This is a genomic window from Robinsoniella sp. RHS, from assembly GCF_001029355.1.
Taxonomy (GTDB): domain Bacteria; phylum Bacillota; class Clostridia; order Lachnospirales; family Lachnospiraceae; genus Robinsoniella; species Robinsoniella peoriensis.
The window spans coordinates 14,915-31,689 of the sequence record NZ_JNGB01000006.1 but is presented as its reverse complement, the minus strand read 5'-3'; the positions used below and the strand labels follow the sequence as shown (position 1 = coordinate 31,689).

General features: G+C 42.5%; 14 protein-coding genes. 3 read left to right on the top strand and 11 right to left on the bottom strand.

Annotated elements, in window-relative coordinates; genetic code table 11:
• Positions 1-8 precede the first annotated feature (8 nt).
• The 9 genes from RHS_RS04685 to RHS_RS04640 form a co-directional block, all read right to left on the bottom strand.
• The gene (locus RHS_RS04685) at positions 9-1,307 is read right to left on the bottom strand and encodes a homoserine dehydrogenase (protein ID WP_047832477.1); all 1,299 of its coding nucleotides are present in this window, start codon (positions 1,305-1,307) and stop codon (positions 9-11) included.
• 382 nt (positions 1,308-1,689) lie between these two features.
• Complete coding sequence (gene tpiA, locus RHS_RS04675; protein ID WP_047832475.1) at positions 1,690-2,439, bottom strand: triose-phosphate isomerase; 750 nt, start codon at positions 2,437-2,439, stop codon at positions 1,690-1,692.
• 72 nt (positions 2,440-2,511) lie between these two features.
• The gene (locus tag RHS_RS04670; RefSeq protein ID WP_044292868.1) at positions 2,512-3,702 is read right to left on the bottom strand and encodes a phosphoglycerate kinase; all 1,191 of its coding nucleotides are present in this window, start codon (positions 3,700-3,702) and stop codon (positions 2,512-2,514) included.
• 200 nt (positions 3,703-3,902) lie between these two features.
• Complete coding sequence (gene gap, locus RHS_RS04665; protein WP_027293850.1) at positions 3,903-4,916, bottom strand: type I glyceraldehyde-3-phosphate dehydrogenase; 1,014 nt, start codon at positions 4,914-4,916, stop codon at positions 3,903-3,905.
• A gap of 273 nt (positions 4,917-5,189) precedes the next feature.
• Positions 5,190-5,999 (bottom strand): histidinol-phosphatase HisJ family protein, encoded by an 810-nt coding sequence (locus tag RHS_RS04660; protein ID WP_047832474.1) that lies wholly within the window; start codon positions 5,997-5,999, stop codon positions 5,190-5,192.
• Positions 6,000-6,058: 59 nt separating this feature from the next.
• The gene (gene mnmA / locus RHS_RS04655; RefSeq protein WP_027293848.1) at positions 6,059-7,135 is read right to left on the bottom strand and encodes a tRNA 2-thiouridine(34) synthase MnmA; all 1,077 of its coding nucleotides are present in this window, start codon (positions 7,133-7,135) and stop codon (positions 6,059-6,061) included.
• Positions 7,135-7,578 carry a Fe-S cluster assembly scaffold protein NifU gene (nifU, locus tag RHS_RS04650; protein ID WP_027293847.1) on the bottom strand — a complete coding sequence of 148 codons (444 nt, stop codon included), beginning with the start codon at positions 7,576-7,578 and terminating at the stop codon, positions 7,135-7,137. The genes mnmA and nifU overlap by 1 nt, the downstream gene beginning before the upstream one ends.
• 80 nt (positions 7,579-7,658) lie before the next feature.
• Complete coding sequence (gene nifS / locus RHS_RS04645; protein WP_027293846.1) at positions 7,659-8,846, bottom strand: cysteine desulfurase NifS; 1,188 nt, start codon at positions 8,844-8,846, stop codon at positions 7,659-7,661.
• Positions 8,847-8,859: 13 nt separating this feature from the next.
• On the bottom strand, positions 8,860-9,318 hold the full coding sequence (locus RHS_RS04640; RefSeq protein WP_027293845.1) for an Rrf2 family transcriptional regulator: 459 nt from the start codon (positions 9,316-9,318) through the stop codon (positions 8,860-8,862).
• A gap of 286 nt (positions 9,319-9,604) precedes the next feature.
• On the opposite strand from RHS_RS04640, the gene RHS_RS04635 reads away from it, so the two are divergent.
• Positions 9,605-11,128, top strand: a complete 1,524-nt coding sequence (locus tag RHS_RS04635) for a polysaccharide biosynthesis protein (protein ID WP_027293844.1) — start codon at positions 9,605-9,607, stop codon at positions 11,126-11,128.
• A gap of 25 nt (positions 11,129-11,153) precedes the next feature.
• On the opposite strand, the gene RHS_RS30105 is transcribed toward RHS_RS04635, so the two are convergent.
• Entirely contained in the window at positions 11,154-12,026 is an 873-nt protein-coding gene (locus RHS_RS30105) for a hypothetical protein (protein WP_052430634.1), read from the bottom strand.
• A gap of 235 nt (positions 12,027-12,261) precedes the next feature.
• Here RHS_RS30105 and RHS_RS04625 point away from each other — a divergent pair, with 235 nt between their 5' ends.
• Complete coding sequence (locus tag RHS_RS04625; RefSeq protein WP_047832473.1) at positions 12,262-13,983, top strand: ABC transporter transmembrane domain-containing protein; 1,722 nt, start codon at positions 12,262-12,264, stop codon at positions 13,981-13,983.
• Positions 13,970-15,772 (top strand): ABC transporter ATP-binding protein, encoded by a 1,803-nt coding sequence (locus RHS_RS04620; RefSeq protein WP_044293413.1) that lies wholly within the window; start codon positions 13,970-13,972, stop codon positions 15,770-15,772. Before RHS_RS04625 ends, RHS_RS04620 begins: the two co-directional genes overlap by 14 nt.
• Here RHS_RS04620 and RHS_RS04615 read toward each other — a convergent pair.
• On the bottom strand, positions 15,767-16,597 hold the full coding sequence (locus RHS_RS04615; protein WP_052430636.1) for an acyltransferase domain-containing protein: 831 nt from the start codon (positions 16,595-16,597) through the stop codon (positions 15,767-15,769). The genes RHS_RS04620 and RHS_RS04615 overlap by 6 nt on opposite strands.
• Between the last annotated feature and the right edge of the window lie 178 nt (positions 16,598-16,775).

The window sequence follows — 16,775 nt, the reverse complement described above, 5'->3', positions numbered from 1 at the left end:
TCTGTATTTTATGAGTGCCCGTACACTCTGATTACTGCTGAAATTTCATTGATCATTGACATGCTTGCAAATATTTTCAGGGAATCATCAAAATGCCGCCCTTCAATAGAATCTGTAATCACGACAATTTCAGCCAGATCACCTCGTTTTGTCTTTTGAATAATCTTCTCGATACTTACTCCATTGTTGCCGAAAACACTGGCTACACTTGCCAATACACCTGGGTGGTCCTCCACCTGCATACGCAGGAAATAGCGGCTTCTCACATCTTCAATTTTCATAATCGGCAAATTCTTATAGCAGGTACAGCTGATCCTGCCGGTGCACCCAAACCGGATATTCCTGGCAATATCGCATACATCCCCTACTATGGCACTGGCTGTTGGTAATTCCCCGGCTCCTCTGCCATAGAACATGGCATCATCCACTGCATCTCCATGGACGAATACTGCATTAAAGGAATCATTTACCGCCGCCAACGGATGCGTACTTGGAATCAGCATGGGATGTACCCTTGCTTCTATTCCGCCCTCTGTATTCCTGGCAACGCCTAACAGCTTAATGTGGCATCCCATTTCCTTGGCATAGCGGATATCGGTTGCCGTAATCTTCGTAATTCCTTCCGTATACACATCCTGGAAGGTTACCCTGGAATTGAATGCAATAGATGCCATAATTGCCACCTTACGCCCTGCATCCAAACCTTCAACGTCTGCCGTAGGGTCTGCTTCCGCATATCCCAGTTCCGTAGCCATTGCCAGCGCATCTGCAAATTCCATGCCATCTTCGGTCATTTTAGTCAATATAAAATTAGTGGTGCCGTTTACGATTCCAATGACTTCCGACAGATGATTTCCAGCCAGACACTGCTTCAGCGGCCGTATGATCGGAATTCCACCCGCAACTGCGGCTTCAAACAAGAAATCCTTCTGATTGAGCGCTGCCATATCCAACAGCTCTTTTCCATCAACAGCAACCAGATCCTTGTTGGCTGTTACTACATTTTTCCCTGCCGCAAGGGCCTGCATCATATAAGTTTTGGCGGGTTCCATCCCTCCCATTACTTCAATGACGATTTCAATCTCCCCATCCTGAATGATTTCGTTCCAGTCATTCGTAAGAACTGACGGATCATCCACTTTGGCTGCAGCCTTCTCCAGGTTGCGGACCAGAATTTTCTTAATCACAAGTTCTGCGCCAATCTTGCAGGGCATTTCTTCCTGCTGGCTCTTCAAAACCTTGTAAACTCCGGTACCCACTGTTCCCAGACCAAGCAGGGCAATGTTGATTTTCTTTACCTCGCTCATTTTTTTCTCCTTTTTATCCTTTTGTAACAGGACATCACTTACGTTGTATATTATAGCACTAAACGCAGAGGGGCTGCAATTCAAATTTGGGGTTTTCTCCCCATGAGATGCTTTTATGCAGCAATATGCAAATACGCTACTATGGTGATGATTATGCAACAATCTGTGCCACACTTACAATAAAAACTTTTTTGATTATATCAAAGACTGACCAAGCTTTATATGAAAGAAAGTCAAAACTGGGCCGGAATGGTTATACCTTTTACGAAAATATGCATCCGGCATAACAGCTGTACACAATCATGTTTTTCACATCAGAGCTTTAAAAACCCTCCGGCAAGATGCCGGAGGGTTTGATTAATTATATCTATTTAACTATAAATTATTTGTAATTTACAATTTTTCCAAAGTCTGGTTTTAAAGCTGCTCCGCCTACAAGGCCGCCATCGATATCTGCCTGAGCAAATAATTCTGCTGCGCTTGATGCTGATACAGATCCGCCGTACTGAATGCGGATTGCTTCTGCTGTTGCCTGATCATAGATTTCGCCGATGCAGACACGGATTGCAGCGCAAACTTCCTGAGCCTGCTCTGTTGTTGCTACTTTACCTGTTCCGATTGCCCAGATTGGTTCGTAAGCGATTACAGCTGTCTTAGCCTGATCTGCTGTTACATTTAAGAATGCAACTTTGATCTGCTGACGGATGAAGTCGATGGTTACGCCCTGTTCTCTCTGCTCTAATGTTTCGCCACAGCAAACGATTGGTGTGATTCCATGTTCGAAAGCTTTTAATACTTTCTTATTTACTGTTTCGTTTGTTTCTGCAAAGTATTCTCTTCTTTCAGAATGTCCGAGAACTACATATTTAACACCAACATCTGTTAACATTGCAGGTGAGATTTCTCCTGTGTAAGCGCCTTTTTCTTCATAGTACATATTTTCAGCACCAACCTGGATATTGGATCCTTTAGCTGCTTCCATAACCGGGATAATGTCGATTGCAGGTACGCAGAATACTACGTCTACTTCTTCACTTGCTACTAATGGTTTTAATTCATTTACTAATGCAACTGCCTCACTTGGAGTCATGTTCATTTTCCAGTTTCCTGCGATAATTTTCTTTCTTGCCATTTTTCTTATTCTCCTGTTTTCTTCAAATCCGGCAGATATGATATTGCCCGGATTTTATAGTTATACTGAATCTTATTTATCGTTTGCAGCTACTACTCCGGGAAGATCTTTTCCTTCCAGGAATTCAAGTGAAGCGCCGCCGCCTGTTGAAATATGAGTCATTTTATCACCAAATCCAAGCTGGTTAACTGCTGCTGCAGAATCACCGCCGCCGATAATTGTTGTAGCATCAATCTCAGCAAGTGCTTTTGCTACTGCAACTGTTCCGCCTGCGAAGTTGGACATTTCGAAGCATCCCATTGGTCCGTTCCATACTACTGTTTTCGCATCTTTTAATGCATCTGCAAACATCTGAGCGGATTTAGGTCCGATGTCAAGTCCCATTTCATCTGCATCTAAATTTCCTTCTACTGTACGGAATTCAGAGTCATTTGAAAATTCTTTTGCTGCAATATAGTCAACCGGCAGTAATAAGTTTACGCCTTTTGCTTTTGCCTTTTCTACCATTTCTTTGGAGTAATCCAGGTAATCCGGCTCAACTAAAGATTTACCGATTTCCATGCCCTGTGCTTTTGCAAATGTAAAGCACATGCCACCACCGATGATTAAAGTATCTACTTTATCAAGCAGGTTGTTGATTACAGAAATCTTAGAGGAAACTTTGGATCCGCCAAGGATCGCTACGAATGGTCTCTCCGGATTATTTACTGCATTTCCTAAGAAATCAATCTCTTTTTGCATTAAGTATCCTACAACAGCTGTTTTCACATACTGTGTAACCCCTACATTTGAGCAGTGTGCTCTGTGGGCAGTACCAAATGCATCATTTACAAATACATCACAAAGAGAAGCTAATTCTTTGCTGAATGCTTCGCCATTCTTTGTTTCTTCTGCTCTGTAACGTGTATTTTCAAGAAGAATTACATCCCCATCGTTCATTGCTTCAACAGCTGCTTTTGCATTTGCTCCTACTACTTCAGGATCTGCTGCAAATTTTACTTCCTGTCCTAACAATTCGGATAAACGAACTGCAACTGGAGCTAAAGATAATTCCGGTTTTGCCTCGCCCTTGGGTTTTCCAAGATGGGAGCAAAGGATTACCTTTCCGCCATCAGCAATTAATTTCTTAATTGTAGGAAGAGCTGCAACCAAACGGTTTTCATCTGTAATTTTGCCTTCCTGTAATGGTACGTTGAAATCACAACGAACCAGTACGCGCTGGCCTTTTACATTAATATCATCTACTGATTTTTTATTAAGCATGTGTATCTGCCTCCTGGGTTATTTATTATAATTATGAACTTTATATTATTGCTCCGCAATCATTGGAACACAACTGTGGAGCAGAATACGTACTGTTAAATTGGTTGAATATGATCAAATGCACCAGCAAAACCACAAAAGAGTCCAGTCCTAAGACCGGACCCTTCAGGATCTAACTTGTTATCTCTGTTTTGCTTGAATTATGCTAATTCAGAGAAGTATTTGATTGTACGAACCATCTGGCTTGTGTAGGAGTTTTCATTGTCATACCATGAAACTACCTGAACCTGTGTTGTGCCGTTATCTAATGGCAGTACCATTGTCTGTGTAGCATCAAACAGGGAACCGAATCTGATTCCAATGATATCACTGGATACTAATTCTTCTTCTGTGTAACCAAAAGATTCTGTAGCTGCTGCTTTCATAGCTGCATTGATATCTTCTTTTGTAACTGTTCCTTCTACAACTGCTGTTAAGATAGTAGTAGAACCTGTTGGAACTGGTACACGCTGAGCAGATCCGATTAATTTTCCGTTTAATTCAGGAATAACTAAACCAATAGCTTTTGCTGCGCCTGTGCTGTTAGGAACGATGTTAGCTGCTGCTGCACGAGCTCTTCTTAAATCTCCCTTTGGATGAGGTCCGTCAAGAGTCATCTGATCTCCTGTGTAAGCATGGATAGTAGCCATGATACCAGTTTTGATTTTAGCTAAGTCATTTAAAGCTTTAGCCATAGGAGCTAAGCAGTTTGTTGTACAGGAAGCTGCTGAAATAACAGTATCTTCTGCTTTTAATTCTGTATGGTTTACATTGTAAACGATTGTAGGAAGGTCATTTCCTGCTGGAGCAGAAATAACAACTTTCTTAGCACCTGCTGCAATATGAGCAGAAGCTTTATCTTTGGATGTAAAGAAGCCTGTACACTCCAGAACTACGTCAACGTCTAATTCGCCCCAAGGAAGATCTTTAGGATCTCTCTGTGCGTAGATTTTGATTTCTTTTCCGTCTACTGTGATGGAATCTTCGCTGCAAGTAACTTTATCAGCTAATGCATATCTACCCTGAGCTGAATCATATTTTAATAAGTGTGCTAACATTTTAGGATTTGTTAAGTCGTTGATTGCAACTACTTCATATCCTTCTGCGCCAAACATCTGTCTGAAAGCAAGACGTCCAATACGTCCAAAACCATTAATTGCTACTTTTACTGCCATGATTTAATTCCTCCTAAGAATAAAATATTATAACCGGGAGCATATTATATGTACCTGGTTAGTTTAGAGTTTCATTAAGATTGTTAAAGAAACATCAACCTATTTGCTATTTTACCTAATTTCCTTCTAAAATTCAAGTGCAATTTCAAAATTTATGCTTCTTTTACAAATTTCTGTATACCTGCACATTAAAAATGGCATATTAGCGGGGAAACATGTCTTTTTGTTATAGATTGCCCCGCAGGAGACAAGCTTCCGTACCTCATATACGCCTTATATATTCGTAAGTTCTACAAATTCCGGTTTTCTTTTCCGAAATTCGGTATAACGGGTAAAACCGCATTCTTCTAAAATCTGCCGAAGCTTCTTAAATTCATAAGCCAGGTATTCCGGTGTATGGGCATCTGACCCCAGGGTGATCAATTCTCCGCCCAGTTTCCGGTAAGCCCTGATCACATCCACCGATGGGTTCGGCTCTCCAAGTCCATACTTGATCCCGCCGGAATTTACTTCCAGGGCAATCCCTTTTTCAATCAGCAGCTTTAGGATGCCATCCAGAATCTCCCGATACTTTTCATAGGAATAATCCCGGTTTTTATTAGGCCCGTAACGGACTACATAATCCAGGTGCCCGTATGAATCAAAATCAGAAAATGCCCGTATGTTCTTTTCAATAGATTCAAAATACTCCAGATAGCAGGATTCTTCTGTCCTTCCCTCAAAGAAGCTGGGATAATAGGGATCACATCCCCTGACCACATGGGAGGAACCGATAATAAAATCAAAAGGATACTTCTGCACATAGGCTTCGTGTTTTTCTGCAAGATGTGCCTGCAATCCCAATTCTACGCCAAAAAGCAATTCCATTTTATCCTGATATTCTTCTTTTAAGCACCGGTATTCATTAAAATATGCTTCTGTATTTAATTCAAAATCCCCCATTTCCTTTGGGGTGTCATAGTCCATATGTTCGGTGAAACACATGGTTTTCAGTCCAATCCGTATGCCTTCTTCGATCATGGAACGCATGGGCGCTTCCGAATCTGCGGAATGCCAGGTATGCAGATGGTAATCTGATTTCATCTTGAATACTCCTTTCAAACACGCTCCGGTACCTCATCGCATAATGCTGCACCAGTCCGCTACAGGATGGTACCTCCCCCAAGCACATAGTCGCCGTCATAGAAAACTACAGCCTGTCCGGGTGTTATGGCCCTTTGCGGTTCCGGGAAAGTACAGAGTACTTTATCCTCTTCTACTCTTTTTACGGTACAGGGAGAGCCTTTATGGTTATAACGGATTTTCGCCATTACTTCCATCTCCCCATCCAGATCTTCAATGGACATAAAGTTCAGATGATTAGCATAGAGCGTATGTCCAAATACCTCATCTCCTTCACCGATAACCACCTCATTTGTCTGCGGACGGATTTCCACCACAAAAACAGGATGTCCCATTGCCAGATTTAATCCTTTACGCTGACCGATTGTATAATGGGTAATTCCTTTATGACGTCCGATCACTTCTCCCTTTGTATTTACAAAATTACCCTGGGGTATCCGCTTTCCGGAATATTCTTCGATAAATGATGCATAGTCTTTATCCGGAACAAAACAGATCTCCTGACTGTCCGGTTTATGTGCTACACGAAGATTGATCTTGTCTGCAATTTCGCGGATCTCGTCTTTGGTATATGCCCCTACCGGCATTAGGGTATGGGCAAGCTGATTCTGAGTAAGGTTATATAATGCGTATGTCTGGTCCTTTGCCGCTGTTGCTGATTTCATTAATGTATATCTGCCATTTGGCAGCTGTGTCACTCTGGCATAATGCCCAGTGGCTATATAATCCGCTCCGATGTCCAGGCTTCTTTTTAAAAGAGATTCCCATTTCACATAACGGTTACAGGCGATACAAGGATTGGGGGTCCTTCCCTGCAGATATTCCTTTGCAAAATAGTCCATCACATTTTCTTTGAATTCCGACTTAAAGTTCATTACATAGTATGGAATCTCAAGATCCTGCGCCACTCTTCTGGCATCATCTACTGCACTCAGCCCGCAGCATCCGCCATTTTCTTCCTGCACTTCGTTGTCTTCATCCTGCCATATCTGCATGGTGACACCAATTACATCATATCCCTGCTCTTTTAACAGGTAGGCCGCAACGGAGGAATCAACTCCTCCGGACATTCCTACGACTACTTTTTTCTTTTCCATTAATACTCTTCCTGTTCCTCTTCTTCACCTTCGTGAATATCTGACTTTGGTTTTTCCAATCCATCTATCTGAATGTGGTTCTTTTCAGCATAATCCCACAGTGCAGCATGAATTGCCTCTTCAGCCAGCAGGGAACAATGTACTTTTACAGGCGGAAGTCCGTCTAAGGCTTCCATTACTGCTTTATTTGTAATCTTCAGTGCTTCGTTTATATCTTTGCCTTTTACGAGTTCCGTTGCCATACTGCTGGTAGCAACTGCAGCGCCGCATCCGAAAGTCTTAAATTTTACATCGCGGATAATCTTATTTTCATCGATATCCAGATAAATTCTCATGATATCTCCACATTTTGCATTTCCTACGGTACCTACACCGCTTGCATTTTCTATTTCTCCCACATTCCTTGGATGTTGGAAATGATCCATAACTTTTTCGCTGTACATTCTAAGTTTCCTCCATATTCTCTGTGACCTGTTATCACTTGTTCTATTATTTTTCTCAAATCTATGATTTTTATCTATATTTATTTACGTACTGCCTTTTTCATAAAATCTTCATATAGCGGTGACATGCTGCGCAGCTTTTCAACGATTTTCTTTATGACTTCTACTACAAAGTCAATGTCTTCCATTGTGGTTTCTTCGCTCAATGTTAAACGCAATGAACCATGGGCGATTTCATGCGGAAGCCCGATTGCCAGTAATACATGGGACGGATCCAGAGAACCGGATGTGCAGGCGGAACCGCTGGAACCGCAAATACCTTCCATATCAAGCATGATCAGTAAGGATTCTCCTTCAACAAACTGGAAGCTGAAGTTCACGTTGTTAGGAAGACGCAATGTGTGGTGTCCGTTTAATCTTGTATACGGCACTTCCTTTAGCACCCGTTCAATCAGATGATTCCGCAATTTTATTTCCTGAGCCGTTCTTACTTCCATAGTATCTACAGCACGTTGTACCGCTGCTCCAAGCCCCACAATGCCCGGTACATTCTCTGTACCTGCTCGTCTTTTTCTCTCCTGTGCTCCGCCATGAACGAAAGAGCGGATTTTCACACCTTTACGGATATATAAGAAGCCGATCCCTTTTGGTCCGTTTAACTTATGTCCGCTTGCACTTAACATATCGATATGACATTCATCTACATTGATCGGAAGCTGTCCAAAAGCCTGTACCGCATCTGTATGAAAAAGAATGCCATTTTGACAGGCAATTTCTCCAATTTCCTTAATCGGCTGAATGGTTCCGATTTCATTATTTGCAAACATAACAGAAATGAGGACTGTGGTGGGACGGATTGCTTTCTTTAGCTGTTCCAGTTTCACTACACCATTTTCATCTACATCCAGATAAGTCACTTCAAAACCGTTTTTCTCCAGATACTCAGCCGTATGAAGAATGGCATGATGCTCTATTTTTGTGGTAATGATATGGTTTCCTTTTGACTGATATGCTTCAGCTGCAGCCTTAAGTGCCCAGTTATCTGCTTCTGAGCCTCCTGCGGTAAAATAGATCTCATTGTCATTTGCGCCTAATGCTTTTGCAATAATTTCTCTGCTCTGTGACACGGCTTTTTTGCTGACACCTGCAAATTCATAAATGCTGGATGGATTCCCATAATTCTCCGTAAAATAAGGAAGCATTGCTTCCACTACCTCCGGAGCAGTTTTAGTTGTAGCCGCATTATCCAGATATATTAATTTCTTCATGATAACCATCTCCTTAATTTTCACATGCTTTTGATTTTTGCTGCCCTTTATTTTTTGTTTTTTTACTTTCTTCTACTAACTGATCCAATTTCATTTCGTCCACTGCGTGGCTTATACTTTCATTGATACGCTGCCATACGTATTTGGTGACACATAGATCTGCGCCTTCACATCCGTTTTCTTCTTTCAGTCCCGGACACTCTACGGCATCCAGATTCCCTTCCAAAGCTCTTAAGATGTCACCTACTGATATATCGGATGCGGGTTTTGCCAGCTTGTAGCCGCCCTGAGCTCCGCGGATGCTAAGTACGATTCCTGCTTTTTTAAGCTTTCCTACTAATTGTTCCAAATAGCTCTCCGAAATATTCTGTCTGGCTGCAATACTGCTGATGGACACTGCTTCCTTTTCACTGTACATCGCCAAATCTATCAGCGCACGAAGCCCATATCTGCCTTTTGTAGAAAGCTTCATCTGCTCACCTTCTTAAAATTTATTTCCGCGGGCAACGAGCCAAACGGATGTGCGGGCACATCCACCTGGCGACTGCCGCGAGGAGTGCTGTGCGCCGGTAACGCACGTTTAGCACGGATCGAAGCAGAGCATCGAACAAATCCCCCCGCCAAGCTTGCTGCCGCGGATTTGACTTTAATCCCCAGTAATTTACTCGGATTTCATAGGTAAAATATAACACCACTGCATAGTTCTGTCAAGCACTTATATCGAATATATATTAAAGAAAACTTGTGGGAGACTTCCTATGAACAAAAAGCATATTATCATTAAGGGAGCCATCATTCTGACCCTTGCCGGTTTCGCCAGCCGCATCATCGGCTTCTTCTATAGAATATTCCTTTCTTATACAATCGGTGCGGAAGGAATGGGGATTTACCAGTTAATTTTCCCAATCTATGCTATGAGTTGTTCCCTGACTGCTTCCGGTATCCAGACTGCCATCTCCAAATTCGTATCCGGAAAAATGGCGGTTGGTGATAAAAAAGGTGCCCGGAATATATTCATAACCGGTCTTACTATCTCTCTGGCTCTATCCGCACTTGCCTGCTATGTCCTCTTCTTTTATGCTGATTTTATATCCGTGCATTTCCTGGAAGAGACACGATGTGCCGAACTTTTGCGCCTGCTTGCCTACTCGGTTCCTTTTGCCGCGGTTCACTCCTGTATTAACGGATATTATTATGGACTTCGCCGCACCAATGTACCTGCTATCTCCCAGCTGATTGAATCCCTGGTCCGCATGGGAACTTCATACGTTCTTTACATTATCTTTATTGAAAAAGGAATTGCCATCACACCAGCACTTGCCGTATATGGTATGGTTACGGAAGAAGTGGTTTCATTCCTGTTATGCAGTACGGTTATCGCCGTACACTTTGGAAATGAAAACTACAAGGATTCTCCAACCAGTTCTATGGTAACCAATTTCAAGGAGATGTTATCCTTATCTACACCCCTTACTTTAAACCGCGTACTGCTAAACCTTTTGCAAAGCATGGAAGCACTTTTTATACCCCTTCGCCTGAGAGTATATGGAATGGATGTTTCTACTTCACTGAGTACATATGGCGTCCTGACCGGTATGTCGATACCGCTCATATTATTTCCATCCGCAATTACCGCATCCGCGTCTACTTTACTGCTGCCCACCGTTTCCGAAGCCCAGTCCGCCCAGGACGGTACGCGAATTACCGTAACCATTGAAAATACGATTAAATACAGCCTGATTCTTGGAATTCTGTGCACCGGAGTTTTCCTTGCACTGGGCAATGAAATGGGTGAGGTATTGTTTCACAGTGATCTGGCTGGTCCTTTTATCCTAACGCTTTCCTGGATCTGTCCGTTTCTTTATCTGACCACTACCCTGACCAGTGTTTTAAATGGACTTGGCAAAACGACTACTACTTTTATTCAAAGCACCATCGGTCTTTTGCTCAGAATTGGCTTTGTATGGTTCGCTGTCCCCCTGTTTGGAATCTCCGGGTATCTCTGGGGCTTACTGGCAAGTGAACTGGTTATAGCATTTATGGCTCTGCGTTCCCTGAAAAAGGAATATGACTATTCCTTCCATGTGCAGGCATCCATCGTTCTTCCTGTGCTGGCACTGGTGCTCAGCATCGGCATTATTCTTTTCGCAAGACAGTCGGTACATTCACTGGGATTTGTTCCCCCTCCGCTGATCGAGCTGTTTTCATTAGCAATCCTCTTAACATTGTCTTACGTACTACTGCTTTTCGTTTTTCGCGTAATAAAGCTGCCGGCCAAATGACCGACAGCTTTTTAATATCTGTATCTTATTTCTTTTTATTTTTTATCCAGTTGCCGTTCACATCCACATAGCGCTCACCAATCCATTTATCTTTAGCCAGCGTACCATCCTTTTGCAGATATTTATTACCAACCCATCTTTTCTTCACCATTTTACCATTGCTGCCCACATAATGGTCATCGATCCACATGCTGCGGTATTTTCTGCCGTCATAACCCACATAATATGTATTTTTTACCCATGCATTGCGGACCAGCTCTCCGTCCTTATCCACATATCTCCCGCTTATCCATTTGTCTGTATCCAGACGTCCTTTGCTGTTCATATGGAAGATCCCATTCAGCCAGGTGTTCTTTGCCATAATGCCGTTGGTATAAAAATAATACCAATACCCATTTGTCACACTACCGTTCTTGCCAATCCAGAGCCATTCTCTTTTTGCATATTTACCATTTGGTTTTTTATACTTGGTTCCTTTTGCCGTCTGTACAAATCCGGGCTTGCTTTTCTTATCATATCCCTGAATCCATGCACCGTCTTTTCCCACATACCGGCCGCCAATCCACTTATTGACTGCCATCTTACCGTTTCGTCCCAGGAAATATGGTCCATACCAGCTATTTCTCGTCATAATGCCATTGTCGGTGAAGTGATAATAACTTTTTCCTATTTTCACCCAGCCGGTCTGCATATAGCCTTTTTTATTGAAGTAATACGTATTGTTATCCACGGTCTGAAAACCCTTCAGATATTGATCCGTTCCATCCATGTAATAACGATATCCGCCTTCTGTCTGCCGGAAACCTGCCAGAGAGGTAACAGACAGCATCCCAAACATACATATTGCTGTTAATGTCAAGATCAACAGTTTCCACTTTTTATTCATTCTTTTCTCCATTTCCGGTCACTCCCTTAAATGTTTTCCTGCCTTTTTGCATACCATATTGAATAGGTATATTATGTCATACTTTCTTTATCATGACAAGATTTTTGCACGGCTGGTTTGCTAATTAAGTAAAATTTAAGATATACTTGCAAATAGAATATCGGATAGAATAACAGACACTATTTTTCCATCACGCTTTTCTATTTCATGATATAATTTATCTGACAAAAGACAGGGAGGTAACATTTTGAAACTGATATTCTCTATGATCAAAAAACATTTACTGCTTTTTTGCTGTGCAATCTTCTTCTTAACAATAGAAGCGCTCTGTGATCTGCTGCAGCCGGCTTTTATGTCCCGCATCGTAGATGAAGGTGTTAAATACCAGGATACATCCGTGGTTCTATATTACGGAATGGTGATGCTTGGCGTGGCACTCCTTGGCGCCTTAGGTGCCGTTATGCGGAATATCCTTGCAAGCCGAACCTCGCAGCAGATCGGAAAAGAACTGCGTTCTGTTCTATTTCAAAAAATCCAGACGTTTTCTTATGCAAATATTGATAAGCTTAACCCGGCTTCCCTCATAACACGGCTGACCAATGACGTGACGCAGATTCAGAACTTCATTAACGGAAGTATGCGGATATTGGTAAAGGCCCCCATTACCTGCATTGGTGCCATTTTTTTAATCGTAACCCGGACACCTAAACAGATTCCTATGATCATTCTGATTCTGATACTCTGCTCCATCTGGATCCTTGGAAATATGCTCCTGGGTTATCCCAGATTTGCACGCCTGCAAAAAAAGCTGGACCGGCTAAATAATGTCAGCAGAGAATTTTTAACCTCCATCCGGGTTGTAAAAGCCTTTGGGCGGGAGCGCTTTGAAACAGACAAATTTGCTAATGCCGCCGATGAACTGGCTGCTTCCGGCACTTCAGCCATGCGTGTAACTTCCGTCTTCGGCCCTTTGATTAATCTAACCGTCAACACCGGAATTGTGGTATTACTATGGCTTGGAGGCAATGGGGAACAAACAGACGTTGGTAAATTAATGGCTTCCGTTAATTATATGACTCAGGTACTTTTTTCTCTCAGTATGGTCTCCAATATTTTAAACAGCATGGTTCGGGCCACCGCCTCAGCAAAACGTGTCCAGCAGGTATTAGATGAGGTACCGGCCATGTCCGAACCTAAAAATCCAAAAGAATTTAATCTGACCGGAGAAGTACAATTTGAGGATGTATCTTTTTCCTATCCCGGTTCCAAACGAATGGCACTGCAGAACATCAGTTTTAGCGCCATCTCCGGATCTGCCATAGGGATCATCGGTTCCACCGGTTCCGGAAAATCCACCTTGGTTAATATGATACCGAGATTTTATGATGTATCCGCAGGTGCTGTCTTTGTAGGCGGTCAAGATGTCTGTACCGTAGAAACCGGACACCTGCGCAGCCACATTGGCATTGTGCCTCAGAAATCATTTTTGTTTTCCGGCAGTATCATTGACAATCTCCGCTGGGGTGATTCAAAAGCTGCGGATGATTCCATTTATAAAGCCGCCAAGGCAGCCTGTGCCCACAGTTTTATTGAATCCTTTCCGGATGGATACGATACCATTCTCGGTCAGGGCGGCGTCAATCTCTCCGGGGGACAGAAACAGAGGCTGTCCATTGCAAGAGCTCTGATCCGTCAGCCCGGGATTCTGATTCTGGACGACTGCACAAGTGCATTAGATGCATCTACCGAGGCTGCCGTGATGCACAATATCCGATCTCATTCCCAGGGCACTACCGTCTTTTTAATCAGCCAGCGAATCTCTTCCGTTATGCGGTCCGATCTGATCCTCTGCATGGAAGACGGTGTACTTTGCGGCCAGGGAAACCATGAAGAGCTTTTAAACAAATGCACCGTATACCAGGAAATATACCGTTCACAGATAGGAGATGATGAAATTGCCAGAGCTTAAATCAAATGGAATACCGCCCTCTAAAGCATCTCTGAGGCATCAAAGAGGGCTGCCTGTAGTTAAGCCCAGAAACTTAGGCGGCACATTACTACGGCTGTGGAATCTTACGAAAGGCCGCCGTCATGGCTTGTTAACCGTCTTTTTACTATCCGGTTTTGCGTCTCTTTCTGCAATGCTGACCCCTTTTCTGATTGGGCGCATTATTGATCATATTGATGCTTTAACTCCGGTACCATTTCTGTTAGCAGCATTATTTATTGTGTATCTTGCTGATTGGGCAATCCGCTTTTTGCAGTCCTTTCTAATGGCATCCGTATCCCAGAAAATAATCTGTTTTATCCGAAAAACATTATTTTCTAAAATGAAAGACCTGCCCCTTTCTTATTTTGACAAAAGCCAGCATGGCGATTTGATGAGCAGACTTACAAATGATATAGACAATATCAGCACTACTATTTCAGATTCCTTAACTCAGCTTATGATGCTCGCCTTTACTTTAACGGGCATTCTCTGCATTATGCTTTGGTTAAACCTCTGGCTTACCATAACCGCGCTGATTACCGTTCCATTTGTCTTTCTGCTTACAAAAACAATTACAAAACATACACGGAAATTATACCGGGAACAGCAAAATGTACTTGGCTCTCTAAACGGACATATTGAAGAAAGCATAGCAGGACTGTCTCTGGTAAAAGCTTTCGGACGGGAAACGCAGGTTACCGATGAATTTGAAAGTTACAATGAATCCCTGTGCAAGGTTGGAACAAAAGCTCTGATCTGGTCCGGTTATCTAATGCCCATCATGAATGTTATTAACAACTTAGGTTTTATCTGTATCTCTGTTGTCAGCGGTATTATGGCATCCCGCGGTCTCATTACCGTAGGTGTAATATCCAGTTTTCTGCTGTATTCCAGACAGTTTACCAGGCCCCTCATTGAGGTATCCAACATATTCAACGTGTTTCAGACGGCTGTGGCAGGGGCAGAGCGAATTTTTGATATTTTTGATGAAACACCTGAACCGGCAGACAAACCGGATGCTTTGCCTGTTGAACATCCAACGGGGGAAGTTGTGTTTGACCATGTCTGGTTTGGATATAACCCTGATATCCCAATCTTAAAGGATTTAAGCTTCACAGTTCCTTCCGGTACCCGCATTGCGATTGTAGGACCCACCGGAGCCGGAAAAACCACAATCATCAGTCTTCTGGCACGATTTTACGATGTAACTGGCGGGCGCATCCTGTTGGATGGCAATGACCTGCGGGATTACGAAACAGCTGGTCTTAGAAACAGTTTCGGCATCGTATTGCAGGACACGGCACTATTTTATCTAAGCATTCGGGAAAATATCCGATATGGGCGGGAAGATGCAACGGATGAGGAAGTGATTTCCGCCTCGAAAGCCGCAGGAGCACATAGTTTCATCAGCCGCCTGCCAAACGGATATGATACACTAGTGGGAGAAGAGGTTGGCAGTTTCAGCCAGGGCGAACGCCAGCTTATTACCATAGCCAGAGCAATCCTTGCAGATGCTCCTATCCTTATTCTGGACGAGGCAACCAGCTCCGTAGACACCCGAACAGAACAGAAGATCCGAAAAGCCGTATTGAATCTGACACAAAACCGTACTTCTTTTATAATCGCCCACCGATTATCAACGATTCGGGATTCAGATGTTATACTCTTATTAAAAGATGGAGAAATTGCTGAAATGGGGAACCATACAGAACTGCTTACCCGAAGAGGTCTTTATTATGATATGTATCAAACACAGATGGGATTATAATATCCCATCTGCACTACCAATGTGTTTTCCTTCCAGGAGATACCGCTTCACATTTTTTTGCAGAGAAGTATTTTCAGGCAATTTTTCAAATGGAATATCCTTACTTTTAAAAATCCAGATCAAATACTCCTGGTTATCCGGATATACCTCTGTGATTTTAAACTGATTCTGAAACTGAATAATTTTTGATTCCACCGGAAGCACCTCTTTCAATTCAGGAGAAAGGAGCCAGGAGCTGCAGCAGATATTTTTGTATTGAAACTCCGGAAAATAATGTAAAAAAAACCGCTTTGCCATTTCGTAAGATTCATCACACTTTTCTCTGGATAGATCAGCGTCTGAGGGTATGTGTATATCCAGTACCCCGTCATTATCAATCACTTTCATTTCGAATTCAAGAGTTCCAAGCCGAAACAACAGACAGGATAACTGTCTGGGTACCCAAAAATCTCGGTCAAAACCATAGTCACCATAGCTTTCCCTGTATTCATTGACAAATCTCGTAAAACATTTCATCGTATCTAAGAAAACAGACTCCTCAATCCCCAGCCGGTCATAAGTCATCTTCGTTTTTAATGCTGCATAAAGCATCACGGTAAGAATTTTAAATCCCTCTTTATCTTCCCCCAGCCGGGTACGCAGTATTTTCAGCCCGGTATCCCAGTTTCCGGAATCCATAAGCAGGTTCACTTCGTCTAACTGATCCAACTCTAAACTTTGTTCCAGTAATATTACATTGCTGATTACTGCTTCGGGTAATTCTATTTTTTCACATAAATCTTTTAAACTCATACTCATTATCTTATACCTTTCTATTCTGCTCATTGATAACTTCATTTGCAGCCGGAATTGCAGTCGGCAAAGTGACCAGGAACATCCATTAGGCATCCTGTTCTGATGACTATATAAAAAACTATCTGTATTATAACTATATTATTCAAGGCAGACAAGAACTAATGTTTATTTAAGTTAACTTTATTTCATAATTGGATAATTTCGCTTC

Bases quoted from the DNA above. Each gene is read 5' to 3' on its own strand.
- nifU (WP_027293847.1), bottom strand. From the start codon at position 7,578: ATGTACAGCGAAAAAGTTATGGATCATTTCCAACATCCAAGGAATGTG.
- RHS_RS04660 (WP_047832474.1), bottom strand. From the start codon at position 5,999: ATGAAATCAGATTACCATCTGCATACCTGGCATTCCGCAGATTCGGAA.
- mnmA (WP_027293848.1), bottom strand. From the start codon at position 7,135: ATGGAAAAGAAAAAAGTAGTCGTAGGAATGTCCGGAGGAGTTGATTCC.
- tpiA (WP_047832475.1), bottom strand. From the start codon at position 2,439: ATGGCAAGAAAGAAAATTATCGCAGGAAACTGGAAAATGAACATGACT.
- RHS_RS04635 (WP_027293844.1), top strand. From the start codon at position 9,605: ATGAACAAAAAGCATATTATCATTAAGGGAGCCATCATTCTGACCCTT.
- RHS_RS04640 (WP_027293845.1), bottom strand. From the start codon at position 9,318: ATGAAGCTTTCTACAAAAGGCAGATATGGGCTTCGTGCGCTGATAGAT.
- RHS_RS04615 (WP_052430636.1), bottom strand. From the start codon at position 16,597: ATGAGCAGAATAGAAAGGTATAAGATAATGAGTATGAGTTTAAAAGAT.
- gap (WP_027293850.1), bottom strand. From the start codon at position 4,916: ATGGCAGTAAAAGTAGCAATTAATGGTTTTGGACGTATTGGACGTCTT.
- RHS_RS04670 (WP_044292868.1), bottom strand. From the start codon at position 3,702: ATGCTTAATAAAAAATCAGTAGATGATATTAATGTAAAAGGCCAGCGC.
- RHS_RS04685 (WP_047832477.1), bottom strand. From the start codon at position 1,307: ATGAGCGAGGTAAAGAAAATCAACATTGCCCTGCTTGGTCTGGGAACA.
- nifS (WP_027293846.1), bottom strand. From the start codon at position 8,846: ATGAAGAAATTAATATATCTGGATAATGCGGCTACAACTAAAACTGCT.
- RHS_RS30105 (WP_052430634.1), bottom strand. From the start codon at position 12,026: ATGGAGAAAAGAATGAATAAAAAGTGGAAACTGTTGATCTTGACATTA.